Raw genomic sequence first — 20,282 nt, forward strand, 5'->3', positions numbered from 1 at the left:
GCTGTCTTTCCTCGTGCGTGTACCGGGGCTGTGTCGGGGCGGTCGTGGACCTTACAGAGGAAGGCGAGAAAAGAATTTTCGGACGGTGTGTAAGGAAAGGTGCTCGGCGGACACGACATATGCGGGGGTGGGTGCCGACTCCGGCTTCGAGAAGGCACCCATACGCCCGTCGTCCGATGTTCGGGTCTGACGACGACGGGCGAGGGGTTGCGCCGCTTGGGGGCGGCGCAACCCCTCGGATCTTCGTCATGCGATCCAGAATGGCAGAGACGGGCAGTGCCCCGAGACGACGCCGGGGTGCTCAGTCGGGGGCGACCAGCAGATTCGTGATCCGCGCCGTCGCGACGAGGCGGTCCTGGTCGTCGACCACGCGGACGTCGTACGTGGCCAGCCGGCGACCGCGATGAGCGGGTGTGGCTGTGGCGTGGATGCGGCCCCCGGTCGCCCCGCGATGGTGCGTGATGTTCAGGTCGACGCCGACGCACACCATGCCGAGGGTCGACGCGTGGATCATGGCCGCCCACGAGCCGACGGCCTCGGAGAGCGCGGCCGTCGCGCCACCGTGCAGGCGGCCGAGGGACTGCGTATTGCCCTCGACGGGCATCCACGCGCAGACCCGGTCGGCCGACTGTTCCGTCACGGTGATGCCCAGCCGGTCGTCGAGGGCTCCGGGAACGATGGTCCAGGGCGTCATGGGTTCTCCTTCGGGCTCCCTCTTGTCGGGGGCGTGTCCCTCTGACACTATTACTGAACGCTCGGTCGGTAACAGATTCTGGTCGAGTCCTCACACCCTGCCCCACAGAACGACGGAGTTCTCATGGCCTCGCTGACCTCGGCATCCGCCCCTGCCACCGGGATGAAACGAGAGGAACGGCGCGTTCTCGCCGGCACCCTCGTAGGCACCTCGATCGAGTGGTACGACTTCTTCATCTACGCCCAGGCGGCGGGGCTCGTGCTCGCGCCGCTGTTCCTCGCGCCCCTCGCCCAGACCGACCCCGCCATCGCGCAGGTGCTGTCGTTCGCGACGATCGGCATCTCGTTCCTCTTCCGCCCGCTCGGCGCTGTCGTGGCCGGCTGGCTCGGCGACCGCCTCGGCCGTAAGAAGATGCTCGTGCTCACCCTCATCATGATGGGTGTCTCGACGGCCCTCATCGGCGTGCTGCCCACGTACGCCGCGATCGGGGTGGCAGCCCCCGTCCTCCTCATCCTCCTGCGCGTGCTGCAGGGCTTCTCGGCCGGTGGCGAGTGGGGCGGCGCGGCGCTGCTCTCGGTCGAGCACGCCCCGGTGAACCGCCGCGGCTATTTCGGTGCGTACCCGCAGATCGGTGTGCCCGTGGGCATGATCCTCGCCACCGCGACCCTGTGGATCCTCACCTCGTCGATGTCGGCCGAGGCCTTCCTCGCGTGGGGCTGGCGCGTGCCGTTCCTGTTCTCGATCGTGCTCATCGTGGTCGGATACGTCATCCGCCGCGCGGTGGAGGAGAGCCCCGTGTTCGAAGACCTCGTGCGCCGCCGCAAGGAGTCGTCGGCTCCGCTCGGCCAGCTGTTCCGCAAGAACTGGCGCCAGGTCGCCTTGACGGCATTCGTCTTCATCGGCAACAACGCCGCGGGATACCTGCTGATCGCGTTCTTCGCGACCTACTCCGTCTCGGCGCTGGGCATGGATCGCCCGACCGTGCTGCTGGCCACGACCCTGGCATCCTTCGGCTGGCTCGGCTTCACCCTGTGGGGCGGCCGACTCTCGGACCGTCTCGGCCGCGTGCGGACCTTCCAGCTCGGCTACCTGCTGCTGGCCGTGTGGGCCGTGCCGATGTGGTTCCTCATCGACACCGCGAACATCGTCTGGTACTTCGTCGCGCTGTTCGTGATGACGCTCGGCCTCGGCCTGTCGTACGGACCGCAGGCGGCGCTGTACGCCGAGATGTTCCCCGCGAACGTGCGGTACTCGGGCGTCTCGATCGGCTACGCGCTCGGCGCGATCATGGGCGGAGCTTTCGCCCCGATGATCGCCGAGGCGCTGCTGCGCTCGACCGGCGCCTCGTGGACCATCGGTCTGTACATCGCCGTCGCCGCGCTCATCTCGCTCGGCGCCGTCTCGCTCATCAAAGAGACGAAGGGCGTCGACCTGAGGGCGTGATCCCGGATGCCGAGAGGCGGCCCTGCGCGTGGCGCGGGGCCGCCTCTTCGCGCGACGACCGTCAGGCGGTGCGCAGGCCGTCGAGGGCGATGCGCACGATGTCGGCGCCGAGACGATCGCCGTCGACGCCGCCGCCGGGACGGTACCACTCGACGACGGAGTTGATCATGCCGAACAGCAGGCGGGCGGCGACCGCGGCATCGACGTCGTCGCGCACGCTCCCCTCGGCCTGGGCTTCGGCGACGAGGCTCGTCACGCGATGGTCGAAGACGCGGCGACGCTCGAGCGCGGCCTGCTCGACGGCGCCGTTGCCCCGCACCCGCAGCAGGAGGGTCACCGCGGGGAGCTGCGCGACGAGCACGTCGGTCGCCCCCGTGAGCACGAAGCGCAGGCGATCGGACGCCGCGCCCTCGCGCGCGCCGGGCTCGTCGAGGACGGCCTCGAGACCGCCGAGTGCGGCCTCGAGGGCGACCGCCAGCAGCTCCTCCTTCGAAGAGAAGTGGTGGTAGAGCGCCGACTTGGTCAGCCCGAGGCGTTTGGCGAGGTCGGCGACGCTGGTGGCGTCGTACCCCTGCTCGTTGAACAACTGCACGGCCACGGCGAGCAGTCCCTCGCGGTCGTAACCCGGGCGACCCCGACGCGCGGGCGCGTCTTCCGTCGCACCCGGGGCGTCGGCGGTCTGCGGGGTCGTCACGGGATCGGCGGGCACGGATTCAGTGTGTCACTCCAGCAGGGCGGGGGAGTCCGCGTGCAGCAGAGCGCGCGCCGCGTTGCCGATGACCGCACTGTAGGTGGGGTACGCGAAACGCACTCCCGCGAGCGTCGACACGTCGATGCCGGCCGCCATCGCCGTGGTCACCGACTGGATGACCTCGACGGCGTTCTCGCCCACCGCGTGCGCCCCCAGCACCAACTCGCGGCGACGGTCGGCGATGAGCATGAGGAAACCGCGCTCGCGGTCGTCGATCACCGCGCGGTCGAGGTCGGCGAAGCGGACGGTCGCCACGACGCACGAGGGGTCGCGGTCTCGCGCCTGCTCTTCGGTCAAGCCGACGCCCGCGTAGTCGGGGTCGGTGAACCCGCCCGCGGGCAGCAGGTGGTGCGGGGTGCGCCGGTTGGCGCCCAGAACGGCGTTCTCGGCCGCCGCTTCGCCCTCGAACTGCGCCGCCTGGACGAGCATGTCGCGGCCGTTCGCGTCGCCGACGGCGAGGATGTGCGGAACGATCGTCCGGAAGTAGCGATCGACCGGGATGGCCGAGCGCTCCACCTCGACGCCGACGTTCTCGAGGCCGAGGTCCTCGACGTCAGCGGGCCACCCGGTCGCCATGATGACGACGTCGACGTCGACGCTCCGAGAAGAGCCCTCCTCGCGCCAGACCAGGGTGAGCGATCCGTCGGCGGCGCGATCGATGCGCTCGACCGTCTCGATCCCGGTCCGCACGTCGACGCCGTGCTCCGAGAGGGAGTCGGCGATCACCCGGGAGATGGCGGCGTCGGATGCCATGAGCACGCGCGGTGCGACATCGAGCAGGGTGACCTCGGAGCCGAAGGAGCGGAACACCGTCACCAGCTGAGCGCCCGTGTTGCCGGCGCCGATGACGGCGACGCGGCGGGGCAGCTCGGTCAGGGTGAGCACGTCCTCGGGGACGGTGGCGAGCTCGGCTCCGGGGATCGGCAGGCGACGGGAGTGCCCGCCCACGCAGACCAGGATCGACTCCGCACGGATGCGGCGGCCGCTGTCGAGCACGAGCGTGTGGTCGTCGGCGAAGCGCGCCCGACCCTCGTGCACCAGAGCCACCCCGGCGTGCGCGAAGCGCTCGGCCTCGCGCTTGATCGAGCGCACGGCATCCACTCGCTCGTGCACCCTCGACACCACCGCCGACCAGTCGACGCGGGGCTCGTCCACGACGATGCCGTAGTCGTCCGCGGAGCGCGTCTCGCGCATGAGGCGCGCGGCCTTCGCGAGCACCCGCGTGGGAACGCAACCCGTGTTGACGCAGGTCCCGCCCACGCGGCCGGCTTCGAGGACGACCACGGAGGCACCGAGTTCCGCCGCTCGCAAGGCGGCGGCTGTGCCCGCGGGGCCCGCTCCGATCACGGCGATGTCGTAGCTGTCGGCGTCGTGGCTCACGGCGGTCCTCCCGGGGATCGAGGACCTCAGTCAATCCCGTCGCGAAGGTCGAGCCGTGGGGCTTGCGTCGCCGCTCAGAACCCCTCGTAGATCTGGGTCGCCGTCAGGCCCGTTCCCCCGAGTGCGTGGACGCCGGGGGCGGGGTGCAGCTCGAAGCTCTCTCCGTCGTGGAGGAGGACGGCGGTGTAGTCGCCCCGCGTGTCGAGCTTGAGCTCGAATCGCCCCGTGTCGATGAGGCGGAGGGTGACCACCGCCCCGCTGCGCGCCACGAAACTGACCTCTTTCTCGCGCGCGTTCGGGAGGGGGATGACCGGCTCGTCCGCCGCGGGCGTCGGCGAAGCGGGGGGAGTCTGTGCGTCGGCGTCCATCCGGCGAGTCTGTCATGCGCAGGGACCCGGGTGCCGTCGCACCCGGATCCCGGGTGTCAGCGCGCGTCGCGCCAGGAGTGCTGCGGGTCGAATCCGAGCAGGCGGCGGGCCTTGTCGATCGACAGCAGCGTGGTGTTCTCACCCAGGTCGCCGTGCGTGGCGACCCCGGGGAACACCTCGGCGACCAGCTCGGCGTTGGGGCGCGTCATGACCGTGTCGGCCGCCGCAATGATGAAGGTGTCGAAGCCCGCGGGCGCTGTCTCGAGGGCGCGTTCCACGGCCTGCGCACCATCACGCGCATCGATGTAGCCCCACAGGTTCCACTTGCGGGTGCGGGCGTCGTCGTCGAAGGGGAACTCCGCGTAGTCCTCGGGGACCATCACGTTCGAGAACCGCAGCGCGGTGATCGACAGCTCGGGGTTCCAGCGCACGAGCTCCACCGCCAGGCGCTCTTCGAGCGTCTTCACGAGCGAGTAGACCGACTCGGGTCGCGGTGCGTACTCCTCGTCGACCGGGATGTACGGGGGCGGCACGTCGAAAGGAAGACCGAGGACGGTCTCGCTCGACGCGTAGACGATCTTCTGGATGCCGAGACGTGTCGCCGCCCAGAAGACGTTGAAGGTGCTCGCCATGTTGTTGTGGAAGGTCGCGATGTCGGAGCGGATGCCGGGTGCCGGGATCGCCGCGAGATGCACGAGGGCCTCGAAACCGTCGTGCTGGTCGTTCACGGCGGTGAGGGCGTCGATGACCTGGCCGTAGTCGGTGAGGTCGACCTGGACGAAGCCCGGGCCGCGTTCTCCGCGGACGTCGAGCCCGATGACGTCGTGGCCGGCGGCACGCAGCTCGCGGGCGACGACCGAGCCGAGCTTTCCGGACGAACCGGTGAGGGCGATGCGCATGAGTGTCCTTCTGGATCGGGGATGAGCCGACAATAGCGGCGGCCTCCGACATCCATCGAGCGGGTTGACGACCCGCGACGACGACGAAGGCCCGCGGGAGCATGTCCCGCGGGCCGGGGCGACGTCAGTGGACGCGCGCCTCTTCGTCGTCGTCGTCATCGCCCGGGATGAAGACGTCGACGACGGTCACGTTGATCTCGACGGCCTTCATGCCGACGATCTCGGTGATGGCCTTCTCCACGGCCGAGCGCACGTTCGCCGCGACCTTCTGGATCCGCTCGGGGTACTCCACCTGGATCGCGATGTCGGCGGCGACCTCGGTCTCGCCGACCTCGACGCTCACGCCCTGCGCGTAGTCCTTCGCCCCGACGGCCTGGCGGATGTTGCCGATGACGCGGGCTGCTCCGCCGCCGAGGGCGTGGACACCGGGAACCTCGGCCGCGGCGATGCCGGCGACCTTGGCCACGACGGCGTCGACGATGACGGTCTTGCCGGCGTCGGTACGGGTCGCGGTGGGGAGGGAGGAGTTCTGTGCCATGAGGAAGGTCCTTTCGTCAAGATCCCGGAGCGTTCCGACCCCGAGGTGTTTCGCTATGTGGACGAGCCCGGTTCGTGAAACGTCACGATTCGAGCCTGAGTGATTGCTGACAGGAACCTCGATGCCCTCTTTGACCTCCGCCACCGACGCTTTCCTCGCGTCGCGCGCGGCCGACGGCGACCAGCTCGCCTTCGGGGTGCTGGTGCGTCGGCATGCGCCGTTCCTCGTCGCGTTCGCGACCAGGCTCACGGGCTCGCGCGCCGACGCCGACGATTGCGTGCAGGAGGCCCTCATCACGGCGTGGCGGCGTCTTCCGGATCTCACCGATCCCGAGAAGGTGCGAAGCTGGCTGACGACCATCGTGTCGCGCAAGGCCACCGACCGCTTGCGTTCGCGCAAGATCTCCGAAGAGATCGACGAGGAGATGGTCTCGGGTCGCGATGACCCGGAGCGCGCGGTTGTGGCATCTTCTCAGATGGACGCGCTCAAGAAGATCCTGGGCGAGTTGCCCGAGGACCTCCGAGTGGTGTGGGTGCTGCGCGAGGTCGGTGGGCACAGCTACGACGAGATCGCCGTCGAAGTGGGCGAGTCCGCCGCCACCGTGCGCGGGCGCCTCGCGCGAGCGAGGAAAACGGTTCTGGAACGCATGGAGGAGTGGAGGTGACCCCAATGAGCGAGACCAACGACGACATCGGCGGGTCGGGATACTCCCTCGAAGACCTCTCCGCGTACCTCGATCGCGGACGCATCCCCCGTATCCCGGCGATCGAGCGCAGCGCCGAGTGTCAGGCGATTCTGGCGTCGATGGAGCGGATGGGACGGCTCTCCCGCGAGATCGTGGAGGAGCAGGCGGCCGAGCCGATCTCGGAGTCCTGGTACGACAACATCATGCGCGAGGTCATGCGCGAGTTCCGAGCCGGCCGCGACATCCCCCTCGCGCGCACCGACGACGGGACCGAGCTGGTCGTCACCGAGGGCGCGCTGTACGAGCTGATCCGCACGGTCGGGGACGGCATCGAGGGGCTGATGGTGGGGCGAGTGCGCCTCGACCAGCCCGAACCCGATGCTCCCCTCGATGTGCGGGTCACCGTCAGCGTGCGATTCGGACGCGCGATGAACACGGCGGTCGACGAGATGCGCGACGGCATCCGCTCGGCCATCGAACGACACGGCGACCTTCGGGTCGGACGAGTGGACGTCACCGTCGGTGACGTGCACCTCGACGAGGGGGAAGACCGATGACGACCATCTCCGCAGCGGAGCTCGCCCCGCGCATCGATCTCGCCGTGACCGCCGTCGAGGGCGTGCGGGAATGCTATTCGGCCCGCCCCGTCGTGGCCCGTGCGATCGAGCACGTGGCCGACGTTGAGGGCTCACTCGCCGAGGTCGAAGAGGCCGGCGGCGCGCGCGCCATCACCGTCTGCATCGGCGTGTCCGCCGACGACGATGCGGCCCTCGTGGCCGCCGCCGTCGCGACGGCGGCGCGGGGCGCGGGTGACGACGAGGTCCCGTCCTCGGTCCGCGTCCGCGTGGCGCGACTGGTCGCACCCCGCTCCTGAGGCGTCTCTCGGCCGAGGGGGCGGCGAACCGGCTTACGCTGGAAGCACCGCCCACTCGTCCCCGGAGGCCGAATGTCCACGCCGCCCGTCATCGCCGTCACCGGATCCACCGGAGCTGTGGGGGGTCGGGTCGCACGAGACCTCGCCGCCCGTGGCATCCCGCAGCGTCTCGTCGTGCGCGACGCGTCCCGTGCGCCGTCGCTCGAGGGAGCCGAGGTGCACGTCGCGCGCTATTCCGACGCGGATGCCGCCCGCACGGCCCTGCGGGGAGTCGACACGTTGTTCATGGTGTCGGCGTCGGAGACCGCCGATCGCGTCGAGCACCACCGCACCTTCGTCGAGGCCGCCGCGGAGGCGGGCGTGCGCTCGATCGTCTACACCTCGTTCTTCGCCGCCGCCCCGGACGCGGTCTTCACCCTGGGGCGCGACCACGCCGCCACCGAGGAGATCATCCGCGGATCGGGAATGCGCTGGACGTTCCTGCGCGACAACTTCTACATGGACATGATGGAGCTCTTCGCCGGTGACGACGGCGTGATCCGTGGTCCCGCGGGCGACGGGCGCTGCTCGCTCGTCTCACGCGCCGATGTCGCCGCCACAGCCGTCGCGGTTCTGCTCGATCCGGCCGCGCACGCCGACGTGACGTACGACCTGACGGGGCCCGAGGCGTTGACCATGACCGAGGTCGCCGAGAAGATCTCGGCGGTCCGCGGCCACCGGGTGCGCTTCGTCGACGAGACGGTCGACGAGGCGTACGCCTCGCGGGCCGCTTACGGCGCCCCGCGCTGGCAGGTCGACGCGTGGGTGAGCACCTACACGTCGATCGCGAGCGGCGACCAAGCCGCCGTCTCGGGCGATGTCGAACGCGTCACCGGCCGCCCCGCCCAGAGTTTCGAGGAGTTTCTCGGCGCCGTGTCGTGACGCCAGCTCCTCGGGTATGCTGACGGCGTGCTGACCTGTCGCTGTTGTCGCTGAACGCCCCCGCGTTCTCTTTCGACGACCCCGTCAGCCGCGCCCGCCCCGGGCGCACCAACCTCCAGGACTTCATCGTGCGTTACGCCCAGAGCGTCGCCGACCTCGTCGGCAACACCCCCCTCGTCCGTCTCTCCCGCGTCACCGACGGCATCGCCGCCACGGTTGTCGCGAAGATCGAGTACTTCAACCCCGGCGGCTCGGCCAAAGACCGCATCGCTGCGAACATCGTCGACGCCGCCGAGCGTGACGGCCTGCTGCAGCCCGGGGGCGTGATCGTCGAGCCCACCAGCGGCAACACCGGCGTCGGCCTCGCCCTCATCGCGCAGCAGCGCGGGTACCGCTGCGTCTTCGTCGTGCCCGACAAGGTCGCCGAGGACAAGAGGGCGGTGCTGCGGGCGTACGGTGCGGAGGTCGTCGTGACACCGACGAACGTCGAGCCCCACGATCCGAACTCGTACTACAGCGTGTCGGACCGGCTCGTTCGCGAGATCCCCGGCGCCTTCAAACCCAACCAGTACGCCAACCCGAACGGCCCGCGCAGCCACTACGAGACCACCGGTCCCGAGATCTGGCGCGACACCGAGGGGAAGGTGACCCACTTCGTCGCCGGCGTCGGCACGGGCGGCACGATCACCGGCACCGGCCGGTACCTCCGCGAGGTCGCCGGGTCGGCGGTGCGCATCGTCGGGGTCGACCCCGAGGGCTCGATCTACTCGGGCGACGACATCCACGGCTACGACGTCGAGGGCGTCGGTGAGGACTTCTGGCCCGCGGCCTTCGACCCGACCCTCGTCGACGGCTACGAGCGCGTCTCCGACGCCGAGTCGTTCGCGATGACCCGCCGCCTCGCTCGCGAAGAGGGGCTGCTCGTCGGCGGCTCCAGCGGCATGGCGGTCGTCGGTGCCCTGCGTGTCGCGCGGGAGCTGCCGGCCGATGCCGTGGTCGTCGTGGTCCTGCCCGACCACGGTCGCGGCTACCTCAGCAAGATCTTCGACGACGACTGGATGATCGAGCGCGGCTACGACGTTGCACCCGTGGCATCCCTTCTTCCGACCCCTTCCGAGGAGCACCCCGCATGAGCACCCACGACGCCGCCCGCGGCTTCGACAGCCTCGCCGTCCACGCCGGTCAAGAGCCCGACGAGAGCACGGGGGCGGTCATCCCGCCGATTCACGTCTCGACGACGTACGCGCAGGACGGCATCGGCGGGCTCCGCGGCGGCTACGAGTACGGCCGCAGCGGCAATCCCACGCGGACCGCGCTCGAGACGCAGATCGCCGCCCTCGAGGGCGGGGCGCGCGCGCTGTCGTTCGCCTCGGGCCTGGCCGGTGAGGACGCGCTGCTGCGCGCCGCGCTCCAGCCCGGTGACGAGGTTCTGCTCGGCAACGATGTGTACGGCGGCACCTATCGTCTGCTGGCCCGCGTCCTGGGCCCGTGGGGTGTGAAGCTGCGCGTGGTCGACATGAGCGATCTGGATGCCGTGGCATCCGCGATCGAAGAGCGTGCGCCGCGCATGGTCTGGGTCGAGACGCCCAGCAACCCGATGCTGCGCATCACCGACATCGCCGGCCTCGCCGCCCTCGGCCACGCCGCGGGTGCCGTCGTCGTGGTGGACAACACCTTCGCCTCGCCGGCTCTGCAGCGTCCGCTGTCCCTCGGCGCCGACGTCGTCGTGCACTCGGCGACGAAGTACCTGGGCGGCCACAGCGACGTCGTCGGGGGAGCGCTCGCGTTCGCCGACGCCGACCTCGCCGAGAAGGTGAAGTTCCTGCAGTTCGCCGCGGGCGCGGTGTCGGGTCCCTTCGACGCCTACCTCACCACGCGCGGCATCAAGACGCTCGCGGTGCGCATGCAGCGGCACAGCTCGAACGCGCAGGCGGTGGCCGAGCACCTGCTCGCCCACGACCGCGTGGCGAAGGTCTACTACCCGGGTCTGCCCTCGCACCCCGGTCACGAGCTGGCGGCGCGGCAGATGAGCGGGTTCGGCGGCATCGTGTCGCTCCAGCTCGCCGACGGCGCGGCCGCCCGCCGCTTCGCGGAGTCGACGCGCCTGTTCACCCTCGCCGAGTCGCTGGGAGGGGTGGAGTCGCTCGTGAACTACCCGGATGCCATGACCCACGCCTCCGTCCGCGGCACCGAACTCGCGGTGCCCGAGACCATCGTCCGCCTGTCGGTCGGCATCGAATCGGTCGACGACCTGGTCGCCGACGTGGACCAGGCGCTCGCGGCTGTCTGAACCGCGCGGACGCGACGAACCCGGCCTCCCGCACATCGCGGGGGCCGGGTTCTTTCTCTTTGTGAGGGGCCAATTTTCGTCGCTTGCGGGTGCCCCGAAGCGACAGAAATTGGCCCCTCACGCGGGATGGGTGCGGGTCAGCGCTCGGCGCGAGCCAGGTTCTGCTCGAGCTCTTCGCGGTTCTGCCGCACCACGTACGCGGGCTGGTCGCGCTCGACGCGCCAGCTCTCGCTGAGGGGTCCGACGTTGACGGTGTCGAAGCCGAACTCGTCGTAGATGCGCGTCACCAGGGCGACGGCCTCGTCGGAGTCGCTCGAGGTCGCCAGAGCCCGACGGTTCTCGGTACCGGCGGGGGCGCCGTCGGTGAGGATGTCCGCGGCGGGGATGTGATTGAACGCCTTCACGACGACCGACTCGGGAAGGTGCTCCTGAAGCATCTGCGAGGTGGTCGTCTTCTTCTCGTCGAGCTCGGCGATCTGTCCGTCGCGCTCGAAGTAGTAGTTGTTCGTGTCGAGAACGGTCTTGCCCACGAGGGGGGCCACGGGCACGGCGTCGATCGCCTTCAGCGGCACCGTCACCACGACGATGTCTCCGGCCTCGGCGGCCTCCTGAGCCGTCGCCGCGCGCGCCTTGTCGCCCACCTCGGCGACGAGGTCGCTCAGCGTCTCGGGGCCTCGCGAGTTGGCGATGACCACGTCGTAACCGTGATCCGCGAAGCCCTTCGCCAGGGCCGAACCGATGTTGCCTGCTCCGATGATTCCTACAGTCGTCATGGAGGGGAGAACCGCGGCATCCGGTGGCTCATTCCCGGGAGCGGTACCAAACCTTCAGCGGCCTAAATATTTAGCATTCCTAGTAATCGGTGTCAACCGGTCGGGTTCGTGGACGGCGTCCGTTTATCGTCATTCCTGTCGCACCCTCACGCGAGTGGTCGCAGTCCGGTGTTCGGGTCACCGTCCTGCTTGACCTGTGAGGGCGACGGCCCCCGGTGGACGCGGCTTCGGACCACCGGGGGCCGCTTTCGTTTCCGGGCGAGTCACCTCGTCGGGGGCGTCGCGCGGACGGTGGAAGACTGGATGCCGTGACCCCCGAGACCCGCCCCGCGCGCTCCGCCCGCTTCTTCTTCGTCTGCATCGGTGTCGGTCTTCTCGCCGGTCTCATGTCGGGCCTGTTTGGCGTCGGGGGCGGAACCGTCATCGTGCCGCTGCTGGTGCTGCTGCTCGGCTTCGACCAGCGTCTCGGGGCGGGTACCTCGCTCGCGGCGATCGTGCCCACGGCATCCGTCGGCGTCATCACCTACGCCATCGACGGGCACGTCGCGTGGCTCCCCGCGTTGATCCTGGCCGCCTTCGCGGTGGTCGGCGCCCAGATCGGCACGTGGCTGCTCCCGAAGCTGTCGCAGACCGCGCTGCGCTGGGCGTTCGTGGCGTTCCTCATCGTGGTGATGGTGAGTCTGTTCTTCGTCATCCCCTCGCGCGACGCCGAACTCGAGCTCACCTGGATCACCGGACCGGGGCTTGCGCTGCTGGGGGTGATCACCGGAACCCTGGCGGGTCTGCTCGGCGTGGGCGGCGGCATCATCGTCGTCCCCGCCCTGCTGCTGCTGTTCGGCACGAGCGACCTCATCGCCAAGGGCACCTCGCTGCTCATGATGATCCCCACGGCGATCTCGGGGACCGTCGGAAACCTGCGCCGCTCGAACGTCGACATCCGTGCCGCCCTGTGCATCGGGATCGCCGCGTGCCTCACCACCCCGGTGGGCGCCCTCATCGCGAAGTTCGTCGATCCGTTCGTGGGCAACGTGCTGTTCGCGATCTTCCTCGTCTTCATCGCCTCGCAGATGGCGGTCAAGGCGGTTCGCGGGCGTCACCAGCGCTGATCCACGGCGGTGGCGCGAACCCGCTCGATAGACTGGACGGGTGCCCGTGAACCCCGAACTCGTCGGTCGTGCCTTCGCGCCGACCGCTCCCTACCTGGTCGGCCGCGAGAAGGTGCGCGAGTTCGCCCGCGCCGTCTTCGCCGACGCCCCGCAGCACACCGACCCCGAGGCCGCGCGCGCCCTGGGGTACGCCGACGTGGTGGCCCCGCCGACCTTCGCGATGGTCGTCCAAGACCTGACGCTCCAGCAGCTGCTCGGCGACCCCGACTCCGGCATCGAGCTGTCGCGCCTCGTGCACGCCGAGCAGCGGTTCCGCTACACGCGGCCCATCGTCGCGGGCGACGAGCTCGTCGCGACGCTTTCGGTCACCGGCATCCGGACCCTGGGCGGTAACGCGATGATCACGAGCGAAGCCGAGATCGTGGATGCCGACGGCGCCCACGTCGTGACGACGACGAGCGTTTTGCTCGCAGGGGAGGCCGGCGCATGAGCCCGTTCACCGTCGGCGAGGTCATCGCCGAACGCTCCGTCCACCTCACGCGTGAGTCTCTCGTCCGCTACGCCGGCGCGTCGGGCGACTTCAACCCCATCCACTACCGCGACGACGTCGCCGCCGCCGTGGGTCTGCCGGGCGTCCTCGCGCACGGCATGCTCACCATGGGCATCGCCGTCGGCACGCTGGCCGACGCGCTGGGCGACACCGGACGCATCGCCGAATACGGCGTGCGCTTCACCCGACCGGTCGTCGTCGACCCGGAGGCCGGAGCCGACCTGCACGTCAGCGCGAAGGTCGGAGCCGTCGACGACGAGACCGCCCGCATCGACCTGACCGTCACGTTCGCCGAGACGACGGTGCTCGGCAAGGCGCAGGTGCGGGTGCGGTTGTCCTGATGCCCGAGGTCGCCCCCGTCCCCCTCTCGCAGTTGACCACCCTGCGCACGGGGGGAGAACCCTCCCGTCTCATCGACGCCTCGACGCTCGACGAGGCGGTCGCCGCGCTCCGCGAGGTGTGGGCCGAGGGCGAGCCGTGGTTCGTGCTCGGCGGCGGCTCGAATTTGTTCGTCGGCGACGAGCCGTTCGAGGGCACGGTCGTGCGGCTCCGCACGTCGGGGATCGAAGAGCTGCCGGGCTCGCGCGAGGGCACGGTACGCCTGCGCGTGCAGGCCGGACACGACTGGGACGCCCTCGTCGCCGAGACGGTCGCGCGCGGCTTCGCCGGCATCGAGGCGATGTCGGGAATCCCCGGCACGGTCGGTGCCGCGCCCGTGCAGAACGTCGGGGCCTACGGCCAGGAGATCGTGCAGACCCTCGTCGAGGTCGAGCTGATCGACGAGTCGACCGGTGAGGTCTCGACCGTCTCCGCCGAAGAACTGGGCCTGGGCTTTCGCACGTCGGTGCTGAAGCGCCACTACGGTTCGGTGCCCGAGCGCTCCGCGGTCATCCTCTCGGTGACGCTTGAGCTCGAACGCGTGGGCGCGGAGGAGCGGCCCATCGCGGGCGAGCAGCTGCGCGGCGCCCTCGGTCTCGAACCGGGCCAGACCGTCTCGCTCCGGTGGATCCGCGACCACGTCCTCACCACCCGCGCCCGCAAGGGTATGGTCCTCGACGCCGAAGACCCCGACACCTGGAGCGCGGGGTCGTTCTTCCAGAACGCGATCGTCTCGGAGGCCTTCGCCCGCACCCTCCCGGCCGAGTGCCCCCAGTGGCCCCTCACGCCGGTGCTCGATCCGGTGACGGTCATTCCGCTCGCCGCCTTCGACGGCATCCTGCCCCCGCCCCCCGTGGTGTCGCGGCAGGTCAAGGTGAGCGCAGCCTGGCTCATCGAGAACGCCGGTCTCCGCCGGGGGTTCCGCTTCCCGCGCTCGCGCGCCGGGCTCTCGACCAAGCACACGCTCGCCCTGACGAACCGCGGAGAAGCGACCGCGGCCGAGATCGCCGAGCTCGCCCGCTTCGTGCAGAACCGGGTGGCGTCGGAGTTCGGCCTCGTGCTGCAGCCGGAACCGGTCCTGGTCAACGTCGAGCTGTAGCACCGGTCCTTCGTCGAGTGAGGGGTCGTTTTGTGTCGCCTGCGCGCACGCCAGGCGACAGTTCTTGACCCCTCACGCGGCTGGTTGCGTGAGGGGTCAGTCGGTGTCGCCTGGGCGGCTGGGAGGCGACAGTTCTTGACCCCTCACGCGTGGTTGGCGGGCCGGGCGAGGAAGCGTCGGACCCGAGCGAGCAGGGCTGACGGGTCGTCGAAGTCGCGCGCGGTCACGCTCGTGTACCGGTACCCGAGGGATTCGAGCTCCGCGCGTCGGCGCTGATCCCGGCTCCACTGCTGCGGGTCGCGGTGATGATCGCCGTGGTACTCGAGGACGGTCCGCTTGTCCCGGTAGAGCAGATCGACCCGCGCCACGAATCGAGGCCCGTCGTAGATCTCGACGTTGCACTCCGGCTCGGGAAGGCCCGCCATCACGAGAAGCACCCGCAGCTCGGACTCACGGGGCGACTCCGATTTCTCGTTTGCAAGATCGATCGCGAGGGGTCTCGCCTTCGACCCTCGACCGCCGAGGAACCGTCGGTGCGTCTGCTCCAGCTGGCCACGCGTCGCCAGCGTCATCCGGTGCGCGATGAGGAAGTCCGACACCGCTGTCAGATGCGGAACCGGCAGCGTTTCCGCCAGCTCCGCCCACGTACGCAGAAGGGACGTGCATCGGATGCCGTCGACCTCGACGACATCGTTCACCTCGACGATCAGCCGTCGGCCGATGACGCCCGATCGGCGGATCCGCACGTGATCGTGCGGGACACCGATGACCGGCATCCGTCGGGCACTCTCCGCGATGCGCAGAGGGAGCGGGAGCCCATGCAGGAGAGCGGCCGTCGCGCCGCAGAAGAACGCGGCATCGGGGCAGGCGCGAAGGAGCGCGGCCAGCCGTGCGCGGTCATCGTGCTCGGGGGCTACCCGCGTTCCACGGTGGGGCGCCCGCCAGGCAGCCGAGCGCAATGTCGTCGTCGAGAGCCCGGCGCGCCGCCCCTCGGCCACCGTGAATGCGGAAGAGGGAGCGAGCGACGCGGGGGAGCGGGGAGTCGGCATCTGCCATTTTGTTCATCCGGCCCGCCGGCCCGCTCACGCTATCCACAGCCCGGCCGCGCGTGAGGGGTCATTTCGTGTCGCCGAGCGAGGCTGTGGGCGACAAGAACTGACCCCTCACGCGGAAAGATGCGGGGGTTGGGGAGGAGCGCCCGAGGCGACCGCGGGGCGGCCACCGGGATCCCGGCGACCGCCCCGACGGACGTGGATGCTCAGGCGAACAGGCGCTGGAGGCGCTGGATGCCCTCGAGCAGCTGGTCGTCGCCCAGGGCGTACGACAGGCGCAGGTATCCGCTCGGGCCGAAGGCCTCGCCGGGCACCACCGCGACCTCGGCCTGCTCGAGGATGAGGTCGGCGAGCTCGAGCGAGGTGGCGGGCGTGACGCCGCCCCACGTGCGGTTCAGCAGGCCCTGCACGTCGGGGTAGACGTAGAACGCGCCCAGCGGGTTGGGCACCTCGACGCCGTCGATCTTCGACAGCTCCGACACGATCAGCTGACGACGACGGTCGAAGGCGAGGCGGAACTGCTCGGCCTCGTCCTGGGGTCCGTTGAGCGCCGCGGCGGCGGCGAGCTGCGCGACGTTGTTGACGTTGCTCGACAGGTGCGACTGCAGGTTGCCGGCGAGCTTCATGGCATCCGCCGGTCCGACCATCCAGCCCACGCGCCATCCGGTCATGGCGTAGGTCTTGGCCACGCCGTTGACCAGGATGGTCTGCCCCGCGAGCTCGGGCACGGCCTCGACGATCGAGACGGCCTTGACGCCCTCGTAGGTGAGGTTCTGGTAGATCTCGTCGGTGATGACCCAGATGCCGTGCTCGAGGGCCCAGCGACCGATCTCGGCGGTCTCTTCGGGCGTGTAGACCGAGCCGGTGGGGTTCGAGGGCGAGACGAACACGAGCACCGTGGTCTTGTCGGTGCGCGCGGCCTCGAGCTGGGCGACGGTGACCTTGTAGTCCTGGTCGGCGCCGGCGAACACCTCGACGGGCGTGCCGTCGGCCAGGGCGATCGCCTCGGGGTAGGTGGTCCAGTACGGGGCGGGCAGCAGCACCTCGTCGCCGGGGTTCACCACCGTCTGGAACGCCTGGTACACCGACTGCTTGCCGCCGTTGGTCACGATGACCTGCGAGGGCGCGACCTCGAGGCCGGAGTCGCGGAGGGTCTTCGCGGCGATCGCCTCGCGCAGCACGGGGAGGCCCGCGGCGGGGGTGTAGCGGTAGTTCTTCGGGTCCTGCAGCGCCTTCGCTGCGGCATCGACGATGAACGAGGGTGTGGCGAAGTCGGGCTCGCCGGCCGCGTACGAGATGACCGGTCGACCGGCGGCCTGGAGGGCCTTGGCCTTGGCGTCGACCTTGAGGGTCGCGGACTCGGCGATGGCGGACAGCTTGCGGGAGAGCGGGGCGCGGGAAGTCACGGTTCCGAGCCTACTGTTCGCGCCCGCCCCAGCCGAGGGTCGTGACGACTTACGAAACACAGCTCCATTAGCGTGTCGGGGTGACCGCTGAGACACCCACCCTGCTGCCCTCCCGTCGTCGAGGGCTGGGCACGCTCGTTCGTCTGGGACTCGCGACCCTCATCGTCGGGGTGGCGACCGGTCTCGCGGTCCTGCTGTTGGTGTTCATCGTCCACAGCCTCGAGCACCTCGTGTGGGGCCACGAGGAGGGGCCGTTCCTCGACGGCCTGGCGTACCCCGCGATGTGGTGGCTGCCGATCGCGACGGTCGGCGGTGCGGGTGTCGTGGCCGCCGTCGGCTGGTATCTCCTGCGCCGTTTCGGGCGGAAGCTCGCCACGGTCGAGCAGGGCGTCGACGGGGCCCGGATGCCGTGGTGGGAAACCCTCGCCGACACCGTCATCCAGGTGGGGTCGGTCGCCATGGGCGCCTCGATCGGCAAAGAGGTCGCCCCGCGCGAGCTGTCGGCCATGGCGGGCTCGAAGATCGTCCGTTGGTTCCGCCTCGACGCGCGCTGGCGCCGCATCCTCATCGCCTCGGCCGCGGGTGCGGGTCTCGCCGCGGTCTACAACGTGCCCCTGGCCGGCGCGCTGTTCGCCGTCGAGATCCTGCTCGCGCAGTTCAGCGTGGGCGCGGCCGTGGTCGCCCTCACCGTGAGCGCGATCGCGACGCTGGTCGCGCGCCCGCTCGTCGGGGACGGGTCGCTGTATTCGGTGGGATCGCTCGAGGTGAACGCCTCGCTGATCGTCGCGGCCGTGCTCATCGGCCCCCTCATGGGATGGGGCGCGGCGAGCTTCGCGACCATCACGAAGAAGCTGTCGCGCTTCCGCCCCCACGGCTGGAAGCTGCTGGTGGTCCTGCCCCTCACCTTCACCGCGGTGGGAGCGCTCGGCGCCGCGTTCCCCCTCATCCTCGGCAACGGTCGGGCGCTCGCCACCGCCGGCTTCGACCTCTCGCAGCCGGCCCTGCTGCTCCTCGCGCTCGCCGTGCTGAAGTACGTCGCGACGACCGTGTCGCTCGGTTCGGGGGCGATCGGCGGAACGCTGCAGCCGTCGGTCGCGATCGGTGCGGCGCTCGGTGCGGCCGCTGCGGCGGGCTGGGCGTTCGTCTGGCCCGGCGCCGACGGCACGGCGCTCGCGATCGTCGCGGCATCCGCGTTTCTCGCTTCGAACATGCGCGCCCCCTTCACGGCCATCGCACTGATCATCGAGTTCACGAACACCGGATTCACGCTGCTGCTGCCGATCTTCCTCGCCGTTGCCGGGTCGCTCGTGGCCTCCAAGCTCACCTCGCGCGAGAGCCTGCGCCCGTTCGCGCCGATGGACCCGGCCCGACCGTAGAACCCGCCTAGGCTCGACGGGTGATCGACTGGATTCTCGCCGAGTGGATGCAGATCCTCGGTTTCGTCACGGGGGCGGCGTGCGTGCTGCTGGCTGCCCGGCGGAACGTGTGGACCTATCCCATCGGCATCGCCAACAACCTCGTCTTCCTCTCGGTGTTCGTGCCGGCCGGGATCTACGCCAGCGCGGGACTGCAGGTGGTGTACCTGGTGCTCGGGGTGCACGGCTGGTTCCGGTGGACGCGTCGTATCGAACACGATCGCGAGTACGTGGCCCGCACGCCTCGACGGGCGGTGCCGTGGCTCATCGTCGTCGCGGTGGTGGGGACCCTCGTCTTGACCTGGCTTCTCGACACGTACACCGACTCGCAGGTGGCGCTCGCCGATGCCGCGACGACCTCGGCCAGCCTCGTCGCCCAGTACATGCTCAACCGCAAGTGGATCGAGAGCTGGTGGGTGTGGATCGGCGTCGATGTGGTGTTCGTCGCGCTGTCGATCGCCACCGGACTGTGGATCATCGCCGCCCTCTACGCCCTCTTCATCGTCCTGTGCGTCGGCGGACTGCGGTCGTGGAGTCGGCTGCGGAACGAGACGACGGATGCCGATGACCTCAGCGCCGCGCGTGCCTGAGCGCCGTTATCGGCACGGCGTGGTGGTGGGGAAGTTCTACCCCCTCCACGTCGGTCACGCGCACCTCATCCGCTCGGCGGCCCGGGCGTGCGAGCGGGTCACGGTCGAGGTGATCGCGGCATCCGTCGAATCGATCCCCCTCGAGCGACGGGCCGCATGGGTGCGCGAGGACCACCCGACGGTGCGCGTGGTCGACCTCCTCGACGACACTCCGGTCGACTTCGCCTCCGAGACCGCGTGGGACGCGCACACCGCGACGATCGCGGGCCTGCTCGACGAGCCGGTCGATGTGGTCTTCACCTCCGATGAGTACGGGGCCGAGCTCGCGCGCCGTCTCGGTGCCGACTGGGTGCAGGTGGACCCGGGACGCCGGCTCAACCCCGTGTCGGGAACGGCGATCCGTGCCGATCTCGACGGTCACTGGCACGAGCTGTCGCCCGCGGTGCGGGCCGATCTGGCCGCGCGCGTCGTCGTCCTCGGTGCCGAGTCGACGGGCTCCACGACCCTCGCCGAAGCCCTCGCCGCCGAGCTCGGCACGATCTGGGTGCCCGAGTACGGCCGCGAGCTCAGCGAGACGCGCGAGGGCGGACTCGACGCCCCGTGGCGCAGCGACGAATTCGATCTCGTCGTCGATCGCCAGATCGGGTGGGAACAGGATGCCGTGCGGCGGGCTCCCCGCTCGGTCCTCGTCTGCGACACCGACGTCCTCGCCACGGCGCTCTGGCACGAGAGGTACGTGGGCACCCCGGCACCGCGCATCCTGGCGCGGGCCGCGGAGCACCGCCCGGCGCTGTACATCCTCACGGGCGATGAGATCCCCTTCGTGCAGGACGGCATGCGCGACGGCGAGCACATCCGCACCGATATGCAGGAGCGCTTCCGCGAGGTGCTCGCCGCGCAGCCCGTTCCCTGGCTCGAGGTGCGCGGGTCGGTCGCCGCGCGGCTCGCTCAGGCGTTGCCCGCCGTGCGCGACGCCGTGGCGCGGGCGACGTCGTTCACCCCGCCGATGGAGGGGCGGTCGCTCGCCGAGCAAGAGGAGCTGCGGCGACGGGCCGGACGTTAGGCTGGCG

At 70.2% G+C, this 20,282-nt stretch carries 23 protein-coding genes; 14 read left to right on the forward strand and 9 right to left on the reverse strand.

The genetic code is table 11. The annotated features are described in order from the left end of the window. Nucleotides 1-301: 301 nt before the first annotated feature. Nucleotides 302-694, reverse strand: a complete 393-nt coding sequence (locus BLS25_RS10175; protein WP_056223878.1) for a PaaI family thioesterase — start codon at nucleotides 692-694, stop codon at nucleotides 302-304. Nucleotides 695-817: 123 nt separating this feature from the next. Between BLS25_RS10175 and BLS25_RS10180 the strand changes: the two genes are divergently transcribed. Further along, complete coding sequence (locus BLS25_RS10180) at nucleotides 818-2,137, forward strand: MFS transporter (protein WP_056223876.1); 1,320 nt, start codon at nucleotides 818-820, stop codon at nucleotides 2,135-2,137. A 61-nt stretch (nucleotides 2,138-2,198) separates the two neighbouring features. On the opposite strand, the gene BLS25_RS10185 is transcribed toward BLS25_RS10180, so the two are convergent. The 5 genes from BLS25_RS10185 to BLS25_RS10205 all read right to left on the reverse strand — a co-directional run bounded on the left by BLS25_RS10185 (nucleotide 2,199) and on the right by BLS25_RS10205 (nucleotide 6,073). Continuing rightward, a complete protein-coding gene (locus tag BLS25_RS10185; protein WP_256335569.1) occupies nucleotides 2,199-2,846 on the reverse strand; it encodes a TetR/AcrR family transcriptional regulator in 648 nt (215 codons plus the stop codon). A gap of 12 nt (nucleotides 2,847-2,858) precedes the next feature. Beyond that, complete coding sequence (locus BLS25_RS10190; protein ID WP_081349776.1) at nucleotides 2,859-4,268, reverse strand: dihydrolipoyl dehydrogenase family protein; 1,410 nt, start codon at nucleotides 4,266-4,268, stop codon at nucleotides 2,859-2,861. Nucleotides 4,269-4,342: 74 nt separating this feature from the next. Then, complete coding sequence (locus BLS25_RS10195; protein WP_056223872.1) at nucleotides 4,343-4,636, reverse strand: hypothetical protein; 294 nt, start codon at nucleotides 4,634-4,636, stop codon at nucleotides 4,343-4,345. Between the two features lie 56 nt (nucleotides 4,637-4,692). Next, nucleotides 4,693-5,535: an NAD-dependent epimerase/dehydratase family protein gene (locus BLS25_RS10200; RefSeq protein WP_056223870.1), complete on the reverse strand. Its 843-nt coding sequence runs from the start codon at nucleotides 5,533-5,535 to the stop codon at nucleotides 4,693-4,695. A 124-nt stretch (nucleotides 5,536-5,659) separates the two neighbouring features. Further along, the gene (locus BLS25_RS10205; protein WP_056223868.1) at nucleotides 5,660-6,073 is read right to left on the reverse strand and encodes an Asp23/Gls24 family envelope stress response protein; all 414 of its coding nucleotides are present in this window, start codon (nucleotides 6,071-6,073) and stop codon (nucleotides 5,660-5,662) included. 121 nt (nucleotides 6,074-6,194) lie between these two features. Between BLS25_RS10205 and BLS25_RS10210 the strand changes: the two genes are divergently transcribed. The 6 genes from BLS25_RS10210 (at nucleotide 6,195) to BLS25_RS10235 (ending at nucleotide 10,843) form a co-directional block, all read left to right on the forward strand. Beyond that, nucleotides 6,195-6,737 (forward strand): RNA polymerase sigma factor, encoded by a 543-nt coding sequence (locus BLS25_RS10210; protein ID WP_056223866.1) that lies wholly within the window; start codon nucleotides 6,195-6,197, stop codon nucleotides 6,735-6,737. A gap of 5 nt (nucleotides 6,738-6,742) precedes the next feature. Beyond that, entirely contained in the window at nucleotides 6,743-7,315 is a 573-nt protein-coding gene (locus BLS25_RS10215; RefSeq protein WP_056223865.1) for an Asp23/Gls24 family envelope stress response protein, read from the forward strand. Beyond that, nucleotides 7,312-7,632 (forward strand): hypothetical protein, encoded by a 321-nt coding sequence (locus BLS25_RS10220; RefSeq protein WP_056223863.1) that lies wholly within the window; start codon nucleotides 7,312-7,314, stop codon nucleotides 7,630-7,632. Before BLS25_RS10215 ends, BLS25_RS10220 begins: the two co-directional genes overlap by 4 nt. Nucleotides 7,633-7,704: 72 nt before the next feature. Further along, the gene (locus BLS25_RS10225) at nucleotides 7,705-8,553 is read left to right on the forward strand and encodes an SDR family oxidoreductase (RefSeq protein ID WP_074695473.1); all 849 of its coding nucleotides are present in this window, start codon (nucleotides 7,705-7,707) and stop codon (nucleotides 8,551-8,553) included. Between the two features lie 44 nt (nucleotides 8,554-8,597). Next, nucleotides 8,598-9,686, forward strand: a complete 1,089-nt coding sequence (locus tag BLS25_RS10230) for a pyridoxal-phosphate dependent enzyme (RefSeq protein ID WP_256335570.1) — start codon at nucleotides 8,598-8,600, stop codon at nucleotides 9,684-9,686. After that, complete coding sequence (locus BLS25_RS10235; RefSeq protein ID WP_074695475.1) at nucleotides 9,683-10,843, forward strand: cystathionine gamma-synthase; 1,161 nt, start codon at nucleotides 9,683-9,685, stop codon at nucleotides 10,841-10,843. The genes BLS25_RS10230 and BLS25_RS10235 overlap by 4 nt, the downstream gene beginning before the upstream one ends. Nucleotides 10,844-10,980: 137 nt before the next feature. Here the strand turns inward: BLS25_RS10235 and BLS25_RS10240 are convergent, their stop codons facing one another. Then, a complete protein-coding gene (locus BLS25_RS10240; protein WP_074695477.1) occupies nucleotides 10,981-11,616 on the reverse strand; it encodes an NADPH-dependent F420 reductase in 636 nt (211 codons plus the stop codon). A gap of 308 nt (nucleotides 11,617-11,924) precedes the next feature. Here BLS25_RS10240 and BLS25_RS10245 point away from each other — a divergent pair, with 308 nt between their 5' ends. Genes BLS25_RS10245 through BLS25_RS10260 form a run of 4 tightly spaced genes read left to right on the forward strand, consistent with a single transcriptional unit; the run spans nucleotide 11,925 to nucleotide 14,749 of the window. Beyond that, complete coding sequence (locus BLS25_RS10245) at nucleotides 11,925-12,722, forward strand: sulfite exporter TauE/SafE family protein (protein WP_074695479.1); 798 nt, start codon at nucleotides 11,925-11,927, stop codon at nucleotides 12,720-12,722. A gap of 40 nt (nucleotides 12,723-12,762) precedes the next feature. Then, the gene (locus BLS25_RS10250) at nucleotides 12,763-13,212 is read left to right on the forward strand and encodes an FAS1-like dehydratase domain-containing protein (RefSeq protein ID WP_074695481.1); all 450 of its coding nucleotides are present in this window, start codon (nucleotides 12,763-12,765) and stop codon (nucleotides 13,210-13,212) included. Further along, the gene (locus BLS25_RS10255) at nucleotides 13,209-13,613 is read left to right on the forward strand and encodes a MaoC/PaaZ C-terminal domain-containing protein (protein ID WP_074695483.1); all 405 of its coding nucleotides are present in this window, start codon (nucleotides 13,209-13,211) and stop codon (nucleotides 13,611-13,613) included. Before BLS25_RS10250 ends, BLS25_RS10255 begins: the two co-directional genes overlap by 4 nt. Then, entirely contained in the window at nucleotides 13,613-14,749 is a 1,137-nt protein-coding gene (locus BLS25_RS10260; protein WP_074695485.1) for a UDP-N-acetylmuramate dehydrogenase, read from the forward strand. The genes BLS25_RS10255 and BLS25_RS10260 overlap by 1 nt, the downstream gene beginning before the upstream one ends. A gap of 143 nt (nucleotides 14,750-14,892) precedes the next feature. Here BLS25_RS10260 and BLS25_RS10265 read toward each other — a convergent pair whose 3' ends face one another. Then, nucleotides 14,893-15,525: a PDDEXK family nuclease gene (locus BLS25_RS10265; protein ID WP_074695487.1), complete on the reverse strand. Its 633-nt coding sequence runs from the start codon at nucleotides 15,523-15,525 to the stop codon at nucleotides 14,893-14,895. Between the two features lie 482 nt (nucleotides 15,526-16,007). After that, complete coding sequence (locus tag BLS25_RS10270) at nucleotides 16,008-17,207, reverse strand: pyridoxal phosphate-dependent aminotransferase (protein WP_074695489.1); 1,200 nt, start codon at nucleotides 17,205-17,207, stop codon at nucleotides 16,008-16,010. A gap of 80 nt (nucleotides 17,208-17,287) precedes the next feature. Here BLS25_RS10270 and BLS25_RS10275 point away from each other — a divergent pair, with 80 nt between their 5' ends. Genes BLS25_RS10275 through BLS25_RS10285 form a run of 3 tightly spaced genes read left to right on the forward strand, consistent with a single transcriptional unit; the run spans nucleotide 17,288 to nucleotide 20,275 of the window. Continuing rightward, complete coding sequence (locus tag BLS25_RS10275) at nucleotides 17,288-18,583, forward strand: chloride channel protein (RefSeq protein WP_056223844.1); 1,296 nt, start codon at nucleotides 17,288-17,290, stop codon at nucleotides 18,581-18,583. Nucleotides 18,584-18,603: 20 nt separating this feature from the next. Next, complete coding sequence (gene pnuC / locus BLS25_RS10280) at nucleotides 18,604-19,212, forward strand: nicotinamide riboside transporter PnuC (RefSeq protein WP_074695491.1); 609 nt, start codon at nucleotides 18,604-18,606, stop codon at nucleotides 19,210-19,212. Beyond that, nucleotides 19,181-20,275 carry an AAA family ATPase gene (locus BLS25_RS10285; RefSeq protein WP_256335571.1) on the forward strand — a complete coding sequence of 365 codons (1,095 nt, stop codon included), beginning with the start codon at nucleotides 19,181-19,183 and terminating at the stop codon, nucleotides 20,273-20,275. Before pnuC ends, BLS25_RS10285 begins: the two co-directional genes overlap by 32 nt. Nucleotides 20,276-20,282: the final 7 nt, after the last annotated feature.

It is taken from the genome of Microbacterium testaceum StLB037 (genome assembly GCF_900104345.1).
Lineage (GTDB): Bacteria > Actinomycetota > Actinomycetes > Actinomycetales > Microbacteriaceae > Microbacterium > Microbacterium testaceum_A.